This is a genomic window from Alicyclobacillus suci, assembly GCF_017329615.1.
Classification (GTDB): Bacteria; Bacillota; Bacilli; order Alicyclobacillales; family Alicyclobacillaceae; genus Alicyclobacillus; species Alicyclobacillus suci.
This window is the reverse complement of record NZ_JAFMTW010000015.1, coordinates 48127-66233: the sequence shown is the minus strand read 5'-3', so window position 1 is coordinate 66233 and position 18107 is coordinate 48127. Positions and strand designations below refer to the sequence as shown.

General features: G+C 53.7%; 16 protein-coding genes. 4 read left to right on the top strand and 12 right to left on the bottom strand.

Features of this window, described 5'->3' with window-relative positions; genetic code table 11:
• Positions 1 to 120: 120 nt before the first annotated feature.
• Positions 121 to 855 (top strand): hypothetical protein, encoded by a 735-nt coding sequence (locus tag J3482_RS09805; protein ID WP_021296817.1) that lies wholly within the window; start codon positions 121 to 123, stop codon positions 853 to 855.
• Between the two features lie 42 nt (positions 856 to 897).
• On the opposite strand, the gene J3482_RS09800 is transcribed toward J3482_RS09805, so the two are convergent.
• Positions 898 to 2316: a sugar porter family MFS transporter gene (locus J3482_RS09800; protein ID WP_328702681.1), complete on the bottom strand. Its 1419-nt coding sequence runs from the start codon at positions 2314 to 2316 to the stop codon at positions 898 to 900.
• A 299-nt stretch (positions 2317 to 2615) separates the two neighbouring features.
• Positions 2616 to 3623 carry a LacI family DNA-binding transcriptional regulator gene (locus J3482_RS09795; RefSeq protein WP_021296815.1) on the bottom strand — a complete coding sequence of 336 codons (1008 nt, stop codon included), beginning with the start codon at positions 3621 to 3623 and terminating at the stop codon, positions 2616 to 2618.
• 422 nt (positions 3624 to 4045) lie between these two features.
• On the opposite strand from J3482_RS09795, the gene J3482_RS09790 reads away from it, so the two are divergent.
• The 3 genes from J3482_RS09790 (at position 4046) to uxaC (ending at position 8555) form a co-directional block, all read left to right on the top strand.
• A complete protein-coding gene (locus tag J3482_RS09790) occupies positions 4046 to 5548 on the top strand; it encodes a UxaA family hydrolase (RefSeq protein WP_206922336.1) in 1503 nt (500 codons plus the stop codon).
• 95 nt (positions 5549 to 5643) lie between these two features.
• Complete coding sequence (locus J3482_RS09785) at positions 5644 to 7122, top strand: tagaturonate reductase (RefSeq protein ID WP_206922335.1); 1479 nt, start codon at positions 5644 to 5646, stop codon at positions 7120 to 7122.
• A 29-nt stretch (positions 7123 to 7151) separates the two neighbouring features.
• On the top strand, positions 7152 to 8555 hold the full coding sequence (gene uxaC, locus J3482_RS09780) for a glucuronate isomerase (RefSeq protein WP_206922334.1): 1404 nt from the start codon (positions 7152 to 7154) through the stop codon (positions 8553 to 8555).
• A gap of 135 nt (positions 8556 to 8690) precedes the next feature.
• Here the strand turns inward: uxaC and J3482_RS09775 are convergent, their stop codons facing one another.
• The 10 genes from J3482_RS09775 to pyrG all read right to left on the bottom strand — a co-directional run bounded on the left by J3482_RS09775 (position 8691) and on the right by pyrG (position 18091).
• Positions 8691 to 8843, bottom strand: a complete 153-nt coding sequence (locus tag J3482_RS09775; protein ID WP_188332333.1) for a hypothetical protein — start codon at positions 8841 to 8843, stop codon at positions 8691 to 8693.
• Positions 8844 to 9036: 193 nt separating this feature from the next.
• Positions 9037 to 10107 carry an L-threonylcarbamoyladenylate synthase gene (locus J3482_RS09770; protein WP_206922333.1) on the bottom strand — a complete coding sequence of 357 codons (1071 nt, stop codon included), beginning with the start codon at positions 10105 to 10107 and terminating at the stop codon, positions 9037 to 9039.
• A gap of 90 nt (positions 10108 to 10197) precedes the next feature.
• Positions 10198 to 10893, bottom strand: a complete 696-nt coding sequence (gene spoIIR / locus J3482_RS09765) for a stage II sporulation protein R (RefSeq protein ID WP_021296809.1) — start codon at positions 10891 to 10893, stop codon at positions 10198 to 10200.
• Between the two features lie 129 nt (positions 10894 to 11022).
• Positions 11023 to 11979 (bottom strand): peptide chain release factor N(5)-glutamine methyltransferase, encoded by a 957-nt coding sequence (prmC, locus tag J3482_RS09760; protein ID WP_206916969.1) that lies wholly within the window; start codon positions 11977 to 11979, stop codon positions 11023 to 11025.
• On the bottom strand, positions 11980 to 13053 hold the full coding sequence (gene prfA, locus J3482_RS09755) for a peptide chain release factor 1 (RefSeq protein ID WP_146824174.1): 1074 nt from the start codon (positions 13051 to 13053) through the stop codon (positions 11980 to 11982).
• Positions 13054 to 13250: 197 nt separating this feature from the next.
• The gene (gene rpmE, locus J3482_RS09750; RefSeq protein WP_146824173.1) at positions 13251 to 13457 is read right to left on the bottom strand and encodes a 50S ribosomal protein L31; all 207 of its coding nucleotides are present in this window, start codon (positions 13455 to 13457) and stop codon (positions 13251 to 13253) included.
• A gap of 148 nt (positions 13458 to 13605) precedes the next feature.
• The gene (rho, locus tag J3482_RS09745) at positions 13606 to 14892 is read right to left on the bottom strand and encodes a transcription termination factor Rho (RefSeq protein ID WP_146824172.1); all 1287 of its coding nucleotides are present in this window, start codon (positions 14890 to 14892) and stop codon (positions 13606 to 13608) included.
• Between the two features lie 366 nt (positions 14893 to 15258).
• A complete protein-coding gene (gene fsa, locus J3482_RS09740) occupies positions 15259 to 15912 on the bottom strand; it encodes a fructose-6-phosphate aldolase (RefSeq protein ID WP_206922332.1) in 654 nt (217 codons plus the stop codon).
• Between the two features lie 106 nt (positions 15913 to 16018).
• Positions 16019 to 16381: a response regulator gene (locus J3482_RS09735; RefSeq protein ID WP_021296804.1), complete on the bottom strand. Its 363-nt coding sequence runs from the start codon at positions 16379 to 16381 to the stop codon at positions 16019 to 16021.
• Between the two features lie 102 nt (positions 16382 to 16483).
• Positions 16484 to 18091, bottom strand: coding sequence for a CTP synthase (gene pyrG / locus J3482_RS09730; RefSeq protein ID WP_146824170.1), 1608 nt, complete (start codon positions 18089 to 18091; stop codon positions 16484 to 16486).
• Between the last annotated feature and the right edge of the window lie 16 nt (positions 18092 to 18107).

The following is an 18107-nucleotide window of genomic DNA, read 5'->3' as shown; positions in this document are numbered from 1 at the left end:
GGCGGATGGGTGGATTTTCGTTTCCCACCAACAATCTGCCTCTCCAATTTGTAACGGAAATAGAGTAGGATAGAGTGGCAAGTAGACTCGGATTACGTTACGAAGCAAAGGGGGTTACTTATGGTAGGCAATCGGAAATCGGTTACAGTTCTCGGCATCGCGACCTGTTGCATAGCCGTCCTGGTCGGTTGCTCCGAACATCCCGCAGCGGCGCCGGCGGGATCCACCGCGAACACGACAGCGGCCAATGCCACAGCGACGGCCAATTCGACCGCACAAGCGGCGTCCATCGCGACAAACGATACCACGACGCCGACGCAAAAAATTGTGCCAACGACAGAGCCACCACTTACCTCTGACGAGATTTACTACGGTGGCAGTTCCTCGTCCGTAACGTCGACCACGGCTTCGTCCACCTCATCCGCGACTACCAGTTCTAGCGCAAGTACCGCTAGCACAGGAAGCAGCGTATCGAGCAGTACGCAAGCGGAATCCGGCGCGACCACTGGCGCAACGAGTCCCTCCGAAAGCACCGGGACCAGCAGCAATGAGACATCAACGGGCGCGACGGGGACAGATAACAGCAGCGGACAAGTCGATTCCGGCGGGGCAAGTACGACACCCAGTGGGGGAACGAGTACGGGCACCTCTGGCACAAGTAGTACTGGGAAGCCAGACGATGGGGCGAGCACGGGTGGACAGACGACCAGCCCTTCATCGAGTTCCACGGGTAGCACGGGCAGTGGAACGAGCGCGGGCAGCAGCGGATTGAGCACCGGGAGTTCGTCGGGCAACACGGGGCACACGTCGAGATCGGCATCAGGAAACAGCGGGGCAAGCGGCAGCGCACAATAATCTGCCAGCCCCGCTTCGGTTCAATTCATCCTGTGTAACCATTTAGCGGTCGAGCGTCGTCGAATGCTCGCCACCCATCCAATCTGCCTGAATTCGCTCCATGGTCTTACCACTGGTCTCAGGGACCGCTTTGTGCATAAACACCGCCATGACGATACAAAATGCGGCGAACACCCAAAACGTCCATGTGCCACCGATGGCTTGTAACAGAATCGGGAAAAATTGCGCGACCAAGTACGTCGCAAACCAAAGTGCAAACGAGGCAATCGCCATCGTCCTGCCGCGAATCTTCGTCGGATAAATTTCCGAGAGCACAATCCAGACGCCGCCGCCCCATGACAACTCGTAAGCGATGGTGTGTAAGAATACCAGGGATAAAACGAACCAAGTAAGCATGTGCGGCATGCTGAACGCAATCCCCAATATCACGAGAAACACGGCCATGGCCCAGCCATTCCACACCAACAGGCGTTTGCGCCCTGCCCTGTCCACAATCAGCATCAGAACGATGACAAAGAGCACCTTGATAGCGCCAATCCAAACGGTGTCGTAAAAGGATGCATTGGTTCCAGCACCGGCTGCCTTGAAAATCATCGGCGCGTAATAGCCAACTGCGTTTGTCCCTGTGAATTGCTGAAATATGGCCAAAAGGACTCCAATCAGTAGCGCCTTGCGAATCCCAGGGCTAAACAACTCTTTGAAAAATGAGTCTTTGACATCCGCGATGGAACCTCGAATTTCGGCCAATTCCGCAGTGGCTTTTTCCTGGCCATTGACGCGGTACAAAATGTCGAACGCCTGGTTGTACTTTTCACGTGTGACGAGGTACCTTGGGCTTTCGGGAACAAAGAAAAGCAAGCAGAAGAAAATGACACCTGGGATGACGCCCATCCCAAACATCCAGCGCCAGCCCGTGGTTTGATTCCAAGCGGTAGCGTGTGTGCTGACAATGGCTGCGTTTACAAAGTAGACAATAAAAATGCCTGTCACAATGGCCAACTGATTTGACCCGACTAACCGACCACGAATCTTTGGCGGCGCAATCTCCGCGATGTACAACGGGGACAACAGCGAAGCAAGCCCGATCCCGACACCTCCGCAAAACCGGCCAATGACCAACATCGCTACACTATTCGCAAACGCCGTCAACAGGCTGCACAGAACGAACGTCAAGCCGGCTATCATGAGCGTCTTCTTACGTCCCAGCGTATCGCCCAAGTAACCTGCTATGAGCACGCCAAGCATCGCACCCAAGTCAATACTGCTCGAGACAAGTCCGGTCACGGCGGCGGTCATGTGAAACTCCGACTGCAAAAAGCCATTGGCGCCAGAGATGACACCCGTGTCATAGCCAAATAACAGACCACCCAGTGACGCAATAATGACCACAACGGTGACGAACCCGACACCAGATTTGGCCGCATCCGCCTGCTCCTGCAATGTCGTATTTGCATTGCCCACTCTAGTCACCTTCTCGACGAGGATAATTCCACACTTCACATTCACATCGAGTACGAGGAAACGGTGCTACACCATGTACACCAAATCAATTAAAACGCTTTCATTTCACTATTAGATAAAATCATCCAGCAGGAGACCACGAACATCCGCCAATGTCTACGCAGCTCGCCCCGGATATGTGCAGTGACGCAACACGCCTCCCTTCCACTTATCACATTGTAAAGCGATTTCATTGATTCATTAACAGAATATTATGTTGTGATAAATCATATGTCAATGTTATTTTTAACAGTAAGAGGTCAGTTTCGAGGTGGTGCGGTCGATCTCCGGATGACAATATCCCCTTCCAACACAATCCGCCTCGGCATCTCGCGCAGCCCTTCGATTCTTTCTAGCAACATTTGCGTACCAAGCGAACCGAAGCTGTAGGTAGGCTGAATCGCCGATGTAAACGACGAGTCGATTGCCGCCAGGTAGTCAGAATTCCCAAAGCCCACAATACTCATATCATCCGGCACGCAAAGGCCGAATTCCTTGAGCCGGTTGACCGAATGCGCGTACTGAAACATATTGGCTACAAAGAGCGCCGTCGGCGGTTCCGCCAACTGCAATAACTCGTCAATGAACGTGGGTTCAATATCCCGTGTCATGACGGAGTACTTCACCAACTCATCCGATCTCGCCACTCCGTGCGCCGCCAAAGCCTGAAAGTAACCTTCCACGCGCTCCCGGCTCGTCCGGTTGTTCGGTGCGCCAGTGACGACGCCAATTCGGCGGTGCCCCAGTTCAATTAGGTGCTCGACCAAAGCCTTTGAGGTGCCGACAATATCGCTTTTCACCACGTCCACTTGGACGCCTTCCACTTCCCTGTCAATCAAGACGTACGGAATGCCTTCCTTGTCCAATAACGCCAAATTCGCCCGCGACTCGTCGCCAACAGGCGCGATGAGGACGCCGTCGGCGTGAAATTCAATGCACATCTGAATATACTGCTGTTCCTTATTCAGATTTTCATCCGTATTGGCCAAAAACACCCGGTAACCTTGTTTTTTCGCGACATCTTCCATACCCCGCGCGATAAACGTAAAAAATGGATTCGTGATATCCGGAATAATCAATACCAATGTACTAATTTCGTGCTGGATAACTTGTTTGGTGTACCCCTTCGGGACGTAATTAACTTCTTCCATGGCCCGCAGGACCTTCTTGCGGGTGGATTCCTTGACGGCTCCATTCCCACTGATAATGCGGGATACCGTCATCACTGAAACCCCCGCTCGCCTCGCCACATCAGCCATTGTTGCCATGGAGTCACCACCCTGTGTTCATTGTTCAAGCATAACAAGCAGTTTGATTTTAACACGCAGTCCCGAGAAGTCGTGTACAACAGAGACGGTACAACGCATAAAATTTCACGTGGCTGCTATACCGTTCACCAACGAACATGACATTCCTATCAGTTTTAATGTTATTTATAACATATTGACACCGCCGTGCGAAAGCGAATACATTTTATGTATTGAATGCTACCTAAGCTTAGATTCAAAAGAAAATTGCATCCGTTTCGCCGCGTAGACTTTCAACAAGCGCTGTTTCATTTTATGTTATATTTCACATTAGGCGGTGCATTAGGCACCGCGTCTATCCTCACCCCATGACGCGGCGTGGATCATGGCTGTCATCACGTTTAGTGGCGAATCGAGACGTCCAGAGAAACGAGGAATCGACGATGTGTGCAGCAAAGATACTGCGGATACACGACCACGATAACGTTGGCGTCGTCACAGAATCTATTTCAAAAGGCGACGTCGTGGCGCTTTCCGATGAGATCTTACAAGCGACCGAAGATATTTTGCGCGGGCACAAAATTGCGTTGGTGGACATCCCAGAAGGGACGAACATCGTCAAATACGGGTACCCAATTGGCCACGCGACCCAATACATCGCCAAGGGCGAATGGGTTCACACCCATAACGTCCAGACCAATCTGAGCGGAAAGACGGACTACGCGTACCATCCAGTCAAACCGATGGCGACGCCACAGAAATCTGATTTGCCTACCTCGTTTGAAGGGTACGTCCGTCCAAACGGCGAGGTCGGCATTCGAAATGAAATTTGGATTCTAAACACGGTCGGTTGCGTCAACAAAGCTGCAGAAGCGTTGGCACGGATGGCAGATTCCGAACTTCGGGGCGATGGCATTGACGGTGTCTACCACTTTGCCCACCCGTACGGCTGTTCCCATCTAGGCGACGATTTAACGTACACGCAAAAAGCCCTGGCTGGACTCGCGCGCCACCCCAACGCAGCAGGTGTCCTCATTCTAGGGCTTGGGTGCGAGAACAACCGCATTTCGTCATTTCGCCCCTTCCTTCAAGATGTCCCCGAAGAAAAACTCAGATTCTTGGCGCTCCAGGACGTCGACGACGAATTCGAAGAAGGCATGCGACTGCTTCGAGAACTAGCAGACTACGCCCGCACCTTCCAACGTCAGCGCGTGCCGGTCGCGCGGTTGAAAGTTGGGTTGAAATGTGGCGGATCGGACGGATTCTCCGGCATCACAGCGAATCCTCTGGTCGGCCGCGTCTCCGACATCCTCGTCGCAAATGGGGGCACCACGCTCCTGACCGAAGTGCCGGAGATGTTCGGCGCAGAAACCATCCTGATGAACCGCGCGATAAACGACACGGTCTTTCAGCATGTCGTCTCCCTCATCAACGACTTTAAAGACTACTATACCCGGCACGGCCAGGTCATTTACGAAAACCCGTCACCGGGCAACAAAGACGGTGGCATCACGACACTGGAGGAAAAATCGCTCGGCTGTACGCAGAAAGGCGGTACGGCAAGCGTGGTCGATGTCCTACCATATGGAACACGGGCGACGACACCTGGACTCAATCTCGTGCAAGCGCCAGGAAACGATATGGTTTCGGTCACCGCATTAGTCGCGGCTGGCGCTCATATCGTGCTGTTTACAACTGGACGCGGAACGCCGATGGGCGCGGCAGTTCCGACCGTGAAAATCTCTACCAACACGCCGCTCTACGAGCGAAAGAAAAATTGGATAGATTTTAACGCCGGTACCCTTCTTACAGGCGACGACATGGACACTTTAGCTGCCGAGTTGTATCGGCGCGTCGTGGACATTGCCTCGGGAATCGAAGAAACCCGAAATGAGCGAAATGGGTTCCGTGAAATTGCCATCTTTAAGGATGGCGTCACATTGTGATCACGATGGGACCACAGCGCACGGTAACTTGCACGTCGCATCCCTTGGCGCCCGGCGCACAAGTTCTTCGCCAATCCGCAAATGGGGGACCCGCTATGCAATTCTCTGTACAACTCGACGCGTCACACCGAAGCGTTACATTTCCAGAGCGAATCATTCAAATTGGCGAGGGAAATTTCCTGCGCGGCTTTGTGGACTGGATGATTCACCAATTGAATAAACAAGGGTTATATGAAGGCAGTGTCGTCGTCGTCGCACCGCGACCGAGCGGCGCACAGAATATTGCACGCCTGAATGCCCAGGATGGCCTGTTTACCGTTTGCCTGCGCGGTATCCACCAGGGTGTCAACATCGACGACCGGGAAATCGTGTCTTCCATCCGTCGCGGCATTGACCCCCACCAGGATTGGAGCGAATTCTTGCGCTGTGCGGAGAATCCGACTATCGACATCCTGGTGTCCAACACCACCGAATCCGGCATCCAATACGTCCAGGAAGACTACCAGATGGGCCAGCCGCTGATGTCATTTCCGGGAAAATTGACGGCCTATTTACACCACCGCTACACATTCTTCCAGGGCGCTGCAGCGGCGGGAATGACCATTGTGCCCTGTGAGTTAATCGAGGACAACGGTGAGAAACTTCGGAAAATTGTCTTGCGCCATGCAGCCGACTGGGGACTTCCCACCACGTTCCAAGATTGGATCCGCCAGCACAACCACTTTTGCAATACACTAGTCGATAGAATCGTCACGGGTTTTCCGAAGGGCACCAGCGGTCAAGAGCTACTGGACAGCCTGGGTTATCGTGATGAACTAGTCACCGTCGGCGAACCGTATCATCTGTGGGCCATTGAGGCGGATGATAGGCTTCGGCAGGCTTGGCCATTTGAGAAGATAGGTCTCAACGTTCGGTATGTAGCCGACGTGACACCCTATCGCGTACAAAAGGTCCGAATTCTAAACGGCGCACACACCGCCATGGCGGCGCTAGGACGCTTGGCTGGGCTGTCTAGCGTACGAGAGGTCGTCATCCACCCCGTGTTCGGCCCATTTATACACGGCCTACTTTTCGGGGAAGTTGTACCCACTTTAGCCGACCACGTAGACAGCGAGAACCAGTTGGAGGAATTTGCGAATGCTGTCATGGAGCGATTCGCCAATCCATATATTCACCACGAATTGACGTCACTGACGCTCAATGGTTTATCGAAAATCCGCGTGCGCCTGTTACCTACGCTAAACGATTACTACGCGCGCTACGGTCGGGCGCCACGCTGTTTGTCAGCAGCGCTCGCTGGACAACTGCTGTTCTATCGGAACGCGGATAACCCGCTGAAGCGCTGGCCGATTCAGGACGATAGCGCATGGGTCTCGACCCTCGAAGACATTTGGGCCAAGGAATCAACAGTCGGCCTGGAGGAAACCGTTGCGGCACTACTTCGCCATCCCCAACTATGGGGCCAAGATTTGACGCAATTAGACGGATTACACGCGCAGATGGTAGCGTTTATCCGCCGCGTGCGACAGAACGGCGTGGTAACGGCGCTGCAATCCGTCGCAGAGGTTTTGTGAGATGCTGGAAGAATGGGAGGACATCCATGATGCGTGCATTTTTAGATGAGCATTTTTTACTGTCTAACGAAACTGCGATTGCGCTATACGAATCCTTTGCCAAGGATATGCCAATCATTGATTATCACTGCCACATCAGCCCACAACAAATCTACGAGAATCATCAATTCAAAAACATCACCGAAATTTGGTTGGGCGGCGACCATTACAAGTGGCGCTTGATGCGCGCGAATGGTGTAGACGAATCGTTGATTACCGGCGACGCCGACGATTATGAGAAGTTTCTCGCGTGGGCAAGAACCGTCCCCATGACCCTTGGCAATCCACTGTACCATTGGTCGCACCTCGAGTTGCAGCGCTTCTTTGGCATCACCGCCCTGCTTGACGAGACGACCGCACCAGAGATCTGGCAACGCACCAACGAATTGTTGGCTACAGAGGACTACAGAGTCCGCAACCTGATTACCAAGTTCAACGTACAGGTCATCTGTACCACCGACGATCCAACGGATACACTGGAATATCATCTAAAACTAAAAGCAGATGACACATTTCCCGTGAAGGTCATCCCTGCTTTTCGCCCTGACAAGGCTTTAGAAGTCCGTCGAGATACGTTTGTCCCCTGGATAAAACAACTCGAACAGGCTATCGGCGCGCCCATCTCCGACTATCGAGCGCTGCTCGACGCCATCACCGCTCGTGCCGAATACTTTCATGAAGTCGGCTGTCGCGCATCCGATCACGCGCTCGACACGGTACCGTACACCCCCACAACCCTGGACGAAGCCGCGCGCATTTTCGACAAAGCGCTCAAAGGTGAAGACATCAGCCTTGTGGAGGATCACAAGTACAAGACGTACACCATGGTGTTTCTCGGGAAGCTGTACGCTCGACTGGGCTGGGTGATGCAGCTACATATGCATGCAGCCCGAAATAATAACACGCGCATGTTTCAACGACTTGGTCCAGACACAGGCTTTGATTCTATGTATGACGGCCAATTGGCAGCGCCATTATGCCAGTTGCTAAATGAACTGGAGATGACGGACTCCCTGCCAAAAACCATCCTCTATTCCCTGAATCCAAAGGATTTCCCTGTGCTCGCGGCCCTTCTCGGGAGTTTCCAAGGCGGCGGCATCCCGGGCAAACTGCAACTCGGCGCTGCCTGGTGGTTTAACGATACCAAGGAAGGCATGCTGCGCCAAATGCAAGCCCTGGCGGATGTCGGTCTACTCAGCCGGTTTGTCGGCATGCTGACAGACTCGCGCAGCTTCATGTCCTACCCGCGCCACGAGTACTTCCGGCGGTTATTATGCAATCTATTGGGCGAATGGGTGGAAAAAGGGGAGGCGCCAAACGATAGGGCGTTACTCGGGAACATGGTCCAGGCCATTTGTTATGACAATGCCAAGAACTACTTCTCATTCACGTAACAGCCACCCAAACGCAGCACAGCACAAAATGCCCTCGAACCAACCTGCGCACATGCGTGGGTGCTCGAGGGCTTTGTTTTAAGCGGACAGTCACCGCGTTGTTTCACCACAAATCATCACTCGCCAAATCCATCGTTATGCAGAGCGATGCCCCGCTTCATCGTGTGCCTGTGTCGACCCCTGAAGGGTGTCACGATGAACAGCTTTCTCCACCACGGAGTTGCCAACCAACAAGCCAATCCCAACGACCAGCAAGAGAACAATCCCCACAACTAACAATCCAACCATGTAACTCAACCTCCGTGCCCTTGATGAATTCCTCTTTGCACTGGCTATTATAGACCGGGCATCGGGAAAACTCATGGGATGAAGGCGCTATCACTAGACTTGTCGCAGTTTGTTCTCAGTTGCTTCTCACTTCCGACACATTTACGGAAATAAAAGGCGTTCATGGAGGTGCTACAGGGCAGGCAAATGATGCCTACACCCGCAGCACGCGGCCGCCAGAGGCCTTTTGGAGGCGGTTCATCACGGCCGTCCCTAACCCGCGCGCTGGATTGACGCCGTAGATGAGGATGTCGGTGGCGCCGGCGTGATCGAACTCGCGCAACAGGCGATACAGATGTTTCGCGAGCGCCTCGTCATATGCCTCGTGGGACAATGGGCGCAGGAGGTCACGCGAAACAGGCAACTCGTAACGACTGAGAAAATCGTCTGGCGCAACGATAGCCGCGCGCAATTCGTGATCGACTTCGTCGTCGAGCAGCAATTCGAGCATCGCCCGGTAAATTTCCTCGGGTTGGCCCCACCAGACATGGACGCGCGCATTCGGTGCATAGTGACGATATTTCATGCCCGGCGCGAGCGCTGGTGCGTCGAGATCGATCAAGTGCGCATCGTAGACCACAGGCAAGTCGATGACGTCGGCTAGCATCTCTTGGGTAATGCCGCCGGGCCGCAGAATCAACGCGCGCTCCTCTTCGACGAGCAACACCGTGGACTCGACGCCAATGCCACAGGGCCCCGCGTCGACCAATCCATCAATGACTTCGCCAAGATCCTCGGCCACGGCAGCGGCTGTTGTCGGGCTCGGCCGCCCCGAGGTGTTCGCGCTCGGCGCGGCAATCGGTACGTCACTCAGGCGAATCAACGTCCGCGCGGTAGTATGGTCGGGCATTCGCACCCCGACCAAATCGGTCCCGGGGTGCACTGCAGGGGCAATCGCGTCGCCCACAGGAAACAGGAGCGTCAGCGGCCCTGGCCAAAACGCGTCCATCAACTGTTTATGTGCCCTGCTCGGTTCATAACCGGGTGGCAGGATAGAAGCGAGTTGCGTTTCATCTGCAATGTGGACGATTAAAGGGTTGTCGGCAGGTCGCTGTTTCGCGCGGAAAATGTTTACAACTGCAGCTTCATCGAGCGCATTTGCACCAAGTCCGTATACGGTCTCCGTCGGAAAAGCAACGAGCTTGCCACCCTGCAACAAGGAAGCCGCTTGTGAGAGCGCTGCCCGATTGTGTCCGTCGTCATCACCCAAAGTCCACCGTTGCATTTGACACACCTCACAAAATTCTAGTTTCATCACGTACCACAGCATCCCACAAGATGCGAAATCCCGCAAATGAGCCCCGGCGAACATGCATCACTTGCCAAGCAAATGCTTCAACGCCTTAATGGCCGATTCCCCGTAATCCTCGCTCGCCAAGCGAACCTGTACCGTTTGTTTTTTTCCATCCGCACCAGGCACCTGAATGGTTTCGAGGGGCGGCAAATCAGGAAATGATCCGGTGTTCGGCACTGCGTCACCCTCTGCAACGTCAATGAAACAAAGCGGCGGGTACAGCACACACCACCAATTCGCGCCCTGACCTTTACCAATCGTGATTCGAAGTGCCTCGTAATTACCGGCTGGATACACGCGATTACCGTAGATCTTCGTGGGGAACGGTACCTTGCCGACGTCCGTGTGAATCGGTTCATCGACCCCGTGCGCATGTTCGACCTGGGTGGCCGTCGCTTGAATTTGTTGAATGTGATTGAGGACGATTTGCCGTGCCTGTGTCGAGTTTTTCGCGCCGGATACCCAAGAACCGACTTGCTCGACGACCGCATCGCGGATTTCCAGCTTCAACTTCTGATCTGCTGGGCTATCGCTGTTCGCGATAATCCGAAGACGGAGCGCTTCTTTTGGAATCGGCGCGTCGTGTGGTGTCGCCACGTTTTGATACACGACATCCTTTGCTTCTGCTGCCGCAGGCTTGTGCAACAACATCCGCCCGCCACCGACGACCACAGCCACTATCCCAACAAAAGCTACAAACCGTCTTGAAATCCGCATCCGGAATCCCTCCTACCGTATCTAGCAACATTCTGGCCAGACATTAGTAGGTTTAAACCGGATTACTAGATTTTTCGTAGCGATAGATTGACTGGGCAAAAACGATGGCTTTTTCCCCGGTCAATCCACTCATCCAAAGCGATTACCCTCCCGCGTCACGGCCACCACGCGATGGACACCTCGCACATCGCGGTGAAGGGACACCGCAAAAGACTGCCACGCGCTGTGCGCGCGAAACAATTCCGCCACCGCCTCGGCCTGCCCCATCCCAACCTCTAAAAAGAGCCCAGCAGGCGCACCGGGTCGTCCGACGAGCGTAGGAGGTAACGCTGCGAATCGCCGATAAAAGTCAAGGCCATCGGCGCCACCGTCGAGCGCCAGATGGGGCTCGTACAGACGCACACTCGTTTCCAATTCGTCGATCTCGCCGCGAGGGATGTACGGCGGGTTGCTGACAATCACGTCGAATGCACAACCTACCTGCCCCTGCCTCAGGATGTACGCAAATCCATCGCCTTGCACCACATCCACCGACGCGTTCAAGCGCCTACAATTTTCCCGCGTTAGACTCACCGCGTCTGCGGAGATATCCACCGCCGTCACCGCGGACATAGGGCATTCAAGTTGAAGCGTGATGGAAATACAGCCCGTCCCTGGACCAATTTCAACCACGCGAATCGGCGCAGCCAAAGCGCTCGCAGCCGCACTGGTTTGCGACTGAATCCAATGCAAAACCGTCTCCACCAGCGTTTCCGTATCCGGACGCGGAATTAAAGCGCCAGGGCGCGTCCGAAAGACCCGCCCGTAAAAATGCGTATACCCCAATATGTACGCGAGTGGCTCACCGTCCACACGCCGGCGAACCAACCCGTCAACCACGCCGATGGCGGAGTCTGGCACCGTCTCGGGCAAATGCTGGAGCAAAGCGAGCCGAGTCCAGTCCATGGCGGCACAGACCAATTGCTCTGCCTCCGTGCGCGTCTGATGTGCCAACTCGCCAAGCGGCCAATCGCCATATGCCGCACTGGCCCCGAGCCGCTCTGCCACCTGTTTCAGCAGCTGGGCAAATGTGATAGAGCGCTCCATTTACGCCTCCGCAGCCTGTTCCAACATCGACGCCCGCTCCGCCACGACCAGGCCGTGGATGATTTCATCGAGATCTCCGGCGAGAACCTGCTCCAGCTTGTGAAGAGTCATGCCGATGCGGTGGTCAGTGACCCGACTTTGCGGGAAGTTATAGGTGCGAATCCGTTCGCTCCGATCCCCCGTACCCACCTGATTTTTTCGGGACGCAGCCTGTTCCTCCTGCTGTTCGCGCTGATACTTTTCGAACAGCCGCGCACGCAGGACTTTCATCGCCTTTTCCCGATTCTTAATCTGCGATTTCTCATCCTGACAGGAGACCACAATTCCAGTCGGTAGGTGCGTGATGCGGACAGCCGATTGCGTCGTGTTGACACTCTGTCCACCCGGTCCCGTCGAACAGAACGTATCGATGCGAATGTCCTTCTCCTGCACTTCAACTTCGACCTCTTCAACCTCTGGCAATACAGCGACGGTTGCGGTCGACGTGTGAATACGCCCACCGGACTCCGTCACGGGAACCCGTTGCACGCGATGGGTCCCACTTTCAAACTTCAGTTTGCTAAACGCACCTTGCCCCTGAATGGACAGCGTCACTTCGCGAAAGCCACCCATGTCGGTATAATGCGCGTCAATCACCTGGGTCTTCCAGCCTTGATCTTCCGCATACCGCGTATACATGCGCAGAAGCGTTCCGGCAAACAACGCAGCCTCTTCGCCCCCGGCCGCCGCCCGAATCTCGACAAAGACGTTTTTATCGTCGTTTGGATCTTTCGGCAACAAGAGAATTTGAAGTTTGTTCTGCAAGTTGTCAATCTCGCCCTGCAACTGTTCAACTTCGGCGCGAACAAACTCCTTCATCTCGTCGTCCAACTTCTCTTGCAGCATCTCCTTAGCCTCCGCAAGCTGCTGCTGCGCCGCCTTGAGTGCGCGGTACGTCTCGACCGTCTCCTGCAAATCCGACTGCTCCTTGGCATAAGTGCGGAGTTGGTTGGGGTCGCTGACGACAGCCGGATCACACAAAAATTGACTCAACTGGTCGTAGCGATTCTCCATCGACGCCAATCGTTCAAACACGACACTCACCTCCAACCTCGCTAGACCTTACAGGATATAAAAAAGCCAAAGTTGGTTACCCGATACGTACAAAAGCCACCCGAACGGGCGACCATCGGTTCCAACGATGGCTTATATGGCACGATGGGTTCCCGTGTGCAGGAACACTGCCACAAGAACCCAAAGCGCACCGACTAGACGAAACTGTGCTCAAGCACTTATTGTGCTTTCATCCCGTACTTCTTGTTAAACCTGTCAACACGACCACCTGCATCGATGAGCTTTTGCTTACCGGTATAGAACGGATGGCACTTCGAGCAGATTTCCACGCGAAGAGACTCTTTCACGGAGCCTGTCTCAAACGTGTTGCCACATGCGCAGGTTACAGTCACTGTATGGTAATGCGGATGGATATCCGGTTTCATGTCTGTTCACCGCCCTTCGAGCATTTAAACACTGCCGTTGATTATAACACAGATTTGTTCCATTGTCACGAGGGCCCGTGTGTACAAGTAAACTTTTTTAAGTTGTACAGAACACCATGCAATCTTACAGGAAATCATTGTTGATTCCTTATGAATTGGAAGCCCCAACAGCAGCGGTGCCACTCGGCTTTTTCTCGCGGTGCAGTGACAAGCTGTCGAGGAACTCCTGGTTCGTCTTATAGTGACGGAATTTGCGGAGGAACATCTCGGTGAATTCTTGATTATCACCCATCGATTTGCGAATAGCCCACATCTTCTCCAGCTCGTCTTTGGTTAACAAGGCTTCTTCGCGGCGCGTGCCGGATCTGCGGATGTCAAGTGCCGGGAAAACGCGTTTTTCCGCGAGCTTGCGGTCGAGATGAAGTTCCATGTTCCCGGTTCCTTTGAATTCCTCATAAATGACGTCGTCCATCCGTGACCCGGTTTCAATAAGCGCCGTCGCGAGGATAGTCAAGCTGCCGCCTTCCTCGACGTTGCGCGCCGAGCCAAAGAATCGCTTCGGGCGGTGGAATGCTGCAGGGTCAATCCCCCCGGAAAGCGTACGCCCGCTTGGCGGAACGACGAGGTTGTAGGCGCGTGCCAGCCGCGTAATACTGTCCATCAAAATGATGACGTTTTGACCGTGCTCAACCAGACGAAGTGCGCGCTCCAAGACCAATTCTGCCACCTTGATGTGGTTTTCCGGCAACTCATCAAAGGTCGAGGCGACAACTTCACCAGTGACCGAGCGCTGCATGTCTGTGACTTCCTCTGGGCGTTCGTCAATCAGGAGTACAAATAGATGGGCTTCTGGGTAGTTTACGGCGATGCTGTTGGCAATCTCTTTAAGAAGAAGCGTCTTACCAGCCTTGGGCGGTGCAACAATCAGTCCGCGCTGACCAAAGCCAACTGGTGTGAACAAGTCAATCAACCGGGTTGCGATGTGTTCTGGTGTGGTTTCCATGCGGATGCGTTCGGTTGGAAACAGTGGGGTCAATGCTGGAAAGTGTACACGTTCTGCAGCAACCTCTGGGCTGTATCCATTCACGGCTTCCACGTGGAGTAAGCCAAAGTACCGTTCATTCTCCTTCGGCGGCCGTACTTTGCCGGAGACCAGGTCACCTGTACGCAGGTCGAAGCGGCGAATTTGCGACGCGGCGACGTAGATGTCCTCTTGGCTTGGCAAGTAGCCTACCGGCCGCAGGAAGCCATAACCATCCTGCATAATTTCGAGTACGCCCTCGGCAAACATCAAACCATCTTTTTCTGCTTGCGCCTTCAAAATAGCAAAGATGAGTTCGCGTTTTTTCATTGTCCCGTAATACGGAATTTGATATTCCTTTGCAAACTTATAAAGTTCGGTTAGTTTCTTTTCTTCCAGTTCACGAATGTCCAAATTTGTCCCTCTTTCTTCTCCGCCATCGACAAACTGCGGTGTGGGTCACGCGCATTCCGCGCGATAAAAGCAAATAAAATTGTAGTCACGCCTCCGTGGCTGACTTTCGCATTCAGAAGTTACCGTTTGGCATAGCACCGTCCAATTCACACGGAAGGAAACGAAGGTGGAGAGGATAGTGATCTCTTTTTATCCGGTGTCGAGGAGAGCAATACATGCCATGTGAATCAATGGAATAGGGTGACACAGCGGATGATAAGCATAGTATAGACCCGTTCTACCCAATTCTACAAGCGGGGAAGCTGTACAAGTTTCAAGTGCCCTGACGAGCCGCCGATTGGCGGCCTAGTCACAGCGTGTGAAGTCCTAAAGCGATTTCTTTTGCAATGTACTCCAATCAGCCAAAAAACGTTCAATTCCTCTATCTGTCAGTGGATGCTTAATCATCTGGTCTAACACGTCAAATGGCACGGCTGCGATATGTGCGCCCGCCTTTGCCGCCTGCGTCACGTGGCTGGGATGGCGGATACTCGACGCAATAACCTCGGTATCGATGCCGTGTGTGCGGAAAACCTGTACGATGTCCGCAATCAACGCGGCGCCGTCGAGGCTGATATCGTCGAGCCGCCCGAGGAACGGACTGATGTATCGCGCACCCGCCTGTGCGGCCAACAGCGCCTGATTTACGCTGAACACCAAAGTCACATTGGTGTGGATTCCGCGATTCGCCAGCTGGGAGACCGCCTTAAGCCCCTCTGTCGTCATGGGAACCTGAATCACGATGTTGTGGTCGAGGTCAGCGAGAGACAGCGCCTCTCTCACCATGCCATCCGCATCCAAACTCACCACTTCGGCGCTTGTTGGGCCGTCCACCAGCGGTACAATCTGCTGAAGCACCTCGATGTAATCGCGACCTGCCTTTGCCACAAGATTTGGGTTCGTGGTGACGCCCCTGAGAACCCCCATCTGGGCGGCCTGACGGATGTCTTCGACAAATATCGTGTCGAGAAACAACTTCATTACAGTCACTCCTCATGCGGTCACTTCTCATCGCAGTCACCTAACCCACCAGCCCGTGTCGTCATCCATACCACCGCAGCCCTGCAGCAAAACACGTTCACTCGCCTTAGGATTGCAGCTGGTCTTTTACTGCCTGTCGCAACTCGTCTATATCAAACGGCTTGGTGAAATGGGCGAGCGCGCCCATCTCCATCGCCTCCTGAATCAAATCGAGTTCACCATAAGCCGTCATCATAATCACTTTTGTGTCCAACTCGAGTTTGCGAATGTTTCTCAAGATCTCCAATCCGTCCATCCCTGGAATCTTCATATCCAGCAAAATCAAATCCGGGTGTTCTCGCTGCACAATGTCTAACGCTGTCGTGCCATTGGGCGCTTGAAAAATCTCATAACCTTCTCGCTGTAAAACTTCCTGTAAAAGTACTCTGATCCCAAACTGGTCATCAACTACCAAGACTTTATACGACACACAAACACCTCTTCTTGACATACCACTCTATCTGCAAGAGGAGAGTTCGGCATATCCGACAGAGAATCCTTCGTGTCTCTTAGGAAGTTTTCAGCGGAAGTTTCAGCGTTCTAACTGATAGGCGACGCTGGCCGCGATAAATTCACGGAACAGCGGTTGCGCCCGATTCGGGCGCGACGTGAATTCTGGATGGAATTGCACGCCAACATACCAGCGATGGTTTGGAACCTCGACAATCTCCACGAGGCGGCCATCCGGTGAAGTGCCCGTAATCACAAGGCCATTCTCTTCCAACTTGGCCCGGAATTCGTTATTGAATTCATAGCGGTGGCGGTGGCGCTCGGAAACCCAATCCGCTTGATAAGCGGCGGCGGCCAAAGACCCTTCGCGCAACCGGCAAGGGTACGCGCCTAGACGCATCGTGCCACCCTTGTCCTCAATATCTTGCTGCTCCGGCAATAAATCGATGACGGGATACGGCGTCTGTGGGTCAATTTCACTGGTATGCGCGCCGTCCATTCCAGCTACGTGCCTAGCGTACTCAATCACGGCGATTTGCATTCCCAGACAAATGCCGAAGTACGGGATATTGCGTTCACGCGCGTATTGCGCTGCAACAATCTTCCCTTCAATGCCTCTGTCTCCAAATCCCCCTGGAACCAAAATCCCGTCAACACCAGCCAACAACTTGTCCACATTTAACTGTGTAACCTCTTCTGCATGGACCCAACGGATATTGACGTGCGCATCGTTCTCATAACCGCCGTGATTCAATGCCGCAATGACACTGGCATAGGCATCTGGCAACGCGACATACTTACCGACGACCGCAATCGTCACCTCGCGATGCAGAGACTTGACGCGGTTGACCATCGCAATCCACTCGTCGAGGTCTGGGGAGGGTGCCTCAATGCCAAAGTGGCGCAAGACAATATCGTCCAGCCCTTGGTCGCGCAACATCAACGGCACTTCATAAAGGACGTCGGCATCGCGCGCTTCGACGACGGAGTCTTCATCCGTATCGCAGAACAAGGCGATTTTTTTCTTGACGTCGTCAGCCAAGGGCACTTCTGTCCGACAGACAATCACATTCGGGCTGATACCAATGCTGCGCAGGGATGCAACACTATGCTGTGTCGGCTTCGTTTTGACTTCTCCGGCCATTCGCAAATACGGAATCAACGTCACGTGAATGTAAAGAACGTTATTGCGGCCAACCTCACCCTTCATCTCGCGAATCGCTTCGAGAAATGGTTGGCTTTCGATGTCACCGACCGTACCGCCAATCTCGGTAATCACAATATCAGTATCCGGTTTTGCTGCCTGCATAATCCGTTCTTTGATTTCGTTAGTGACGTGAGGGATGACTTGCACCGTGCCGCCGAGGTAGTCACCACGGCGTTCCTTGGAGATGACCGACCAGTAAATACGGCCACTGGTGACGTTGTTCGCCTGACTCAAATTGTTGTCAATAAATCGCTCATAATGCCCTAAATCCAGGTCCGTTTCGGCGCCATCGTCGGTCACAAACACCTCGCCGTGCTGATATGGACTCATTGTACCCGGGTCGACATTGATATATGGATCAAACTTTTGAATCGTCACGTTGAGGCCTCGATTTTTCAACAATCGCCCCAAGGATGCGGCCGTAATTCCTTTTCCAAGCCCGGACACGACACCGCCCGTCACGAAAATATATTTCGTGCTCATGAACCACTGCCCCTTC

Excerpts from the sequence above, each read along its gene's own strand:
- J3482_RS09805 (WP_021296817.1), top strand. The coding sequence starts at position 121 with ATGGTAGGCAATCGGAAATCGGTTACAGTTCTCGGCATCGCGACCTGT.
- J3482_RS09795 (WP_021296815.1), bottom strand. The coding sequence starts at position 3,623 with ATGGCAACAATGGCTGATGTGGCGAGGCGAGCGGGGGTTTCAGTGATG.
- J3482_RS09790 (WP_206922336.1), top strand. The coding sequence starts at position 4,046 with ATGTGTGCAGCAAAGATACTGCGGATACACGACCACGATAACGTTGGC.
- J3482_RS09785 (WP_206922335.1), top strand. The coding sequence starts at position 5,644 with ATGCAATTCTCTGTACAACTCGACGCGTCACACCGAAGCGTTACATTT.
- uxaC (WP_206922334.1), top strand. The coding sequence starts at position 7,152 with ATGCGTGCATTTTTAGATGAGCATTTTTTACTGTCTAACGAAACTGCG.
- J3482_RS09775 (WP_188332333.1), bottom strand. The coding sequence starts at position 8,843 with ATGGTTGGATTGTTAGTTGTGGGGATTGTTCTCTTGCTGGTCGTTGGG.
- J3482_RS09770 (WP_206922333.1), bottom strand. The coding sequence starts at position 10,107 with ATGCAACGGTGGACTTTGGGTGATGACGACGGACACAATCGGGCAGCG.
- spoIIR (WP_021296809.1), bottom strand. The coding sequence starts at position 10,893 with ATGCGGATTTCAAGACGGTTTGTAGCTTTTGTTGGGATAGTGGCTGTG.
- prmC (WP_206916969.1), bottom strand. The coding sequence starts at position 11,979 with ATGGAGCGCTCTATCACATTTGCCCAGCTGCTGAAACAGGTGGCAGAG.
- rpmE (WP_146824173.1), bottom strand. The coding sequence starts at position 13,457 with ATGAAACCGGATATCCATCCGCATTACCATACAGTGACTGTAACCTGC.
- fsa (WP_206922332.1), bottom strand. The coding sequence starts at position 15,912 with ATGAAGTTGTTTCTCGACACGATATTTGTCGAAGACATCCGTCAGGCC.
- pyrG (WP_146824170.1), bottom strand. The coding sequence starts at position 18,091 with ATGAGCACGAAATATATTTTCGTGACGGGCGGTGTCGTGTCCGGGCTT.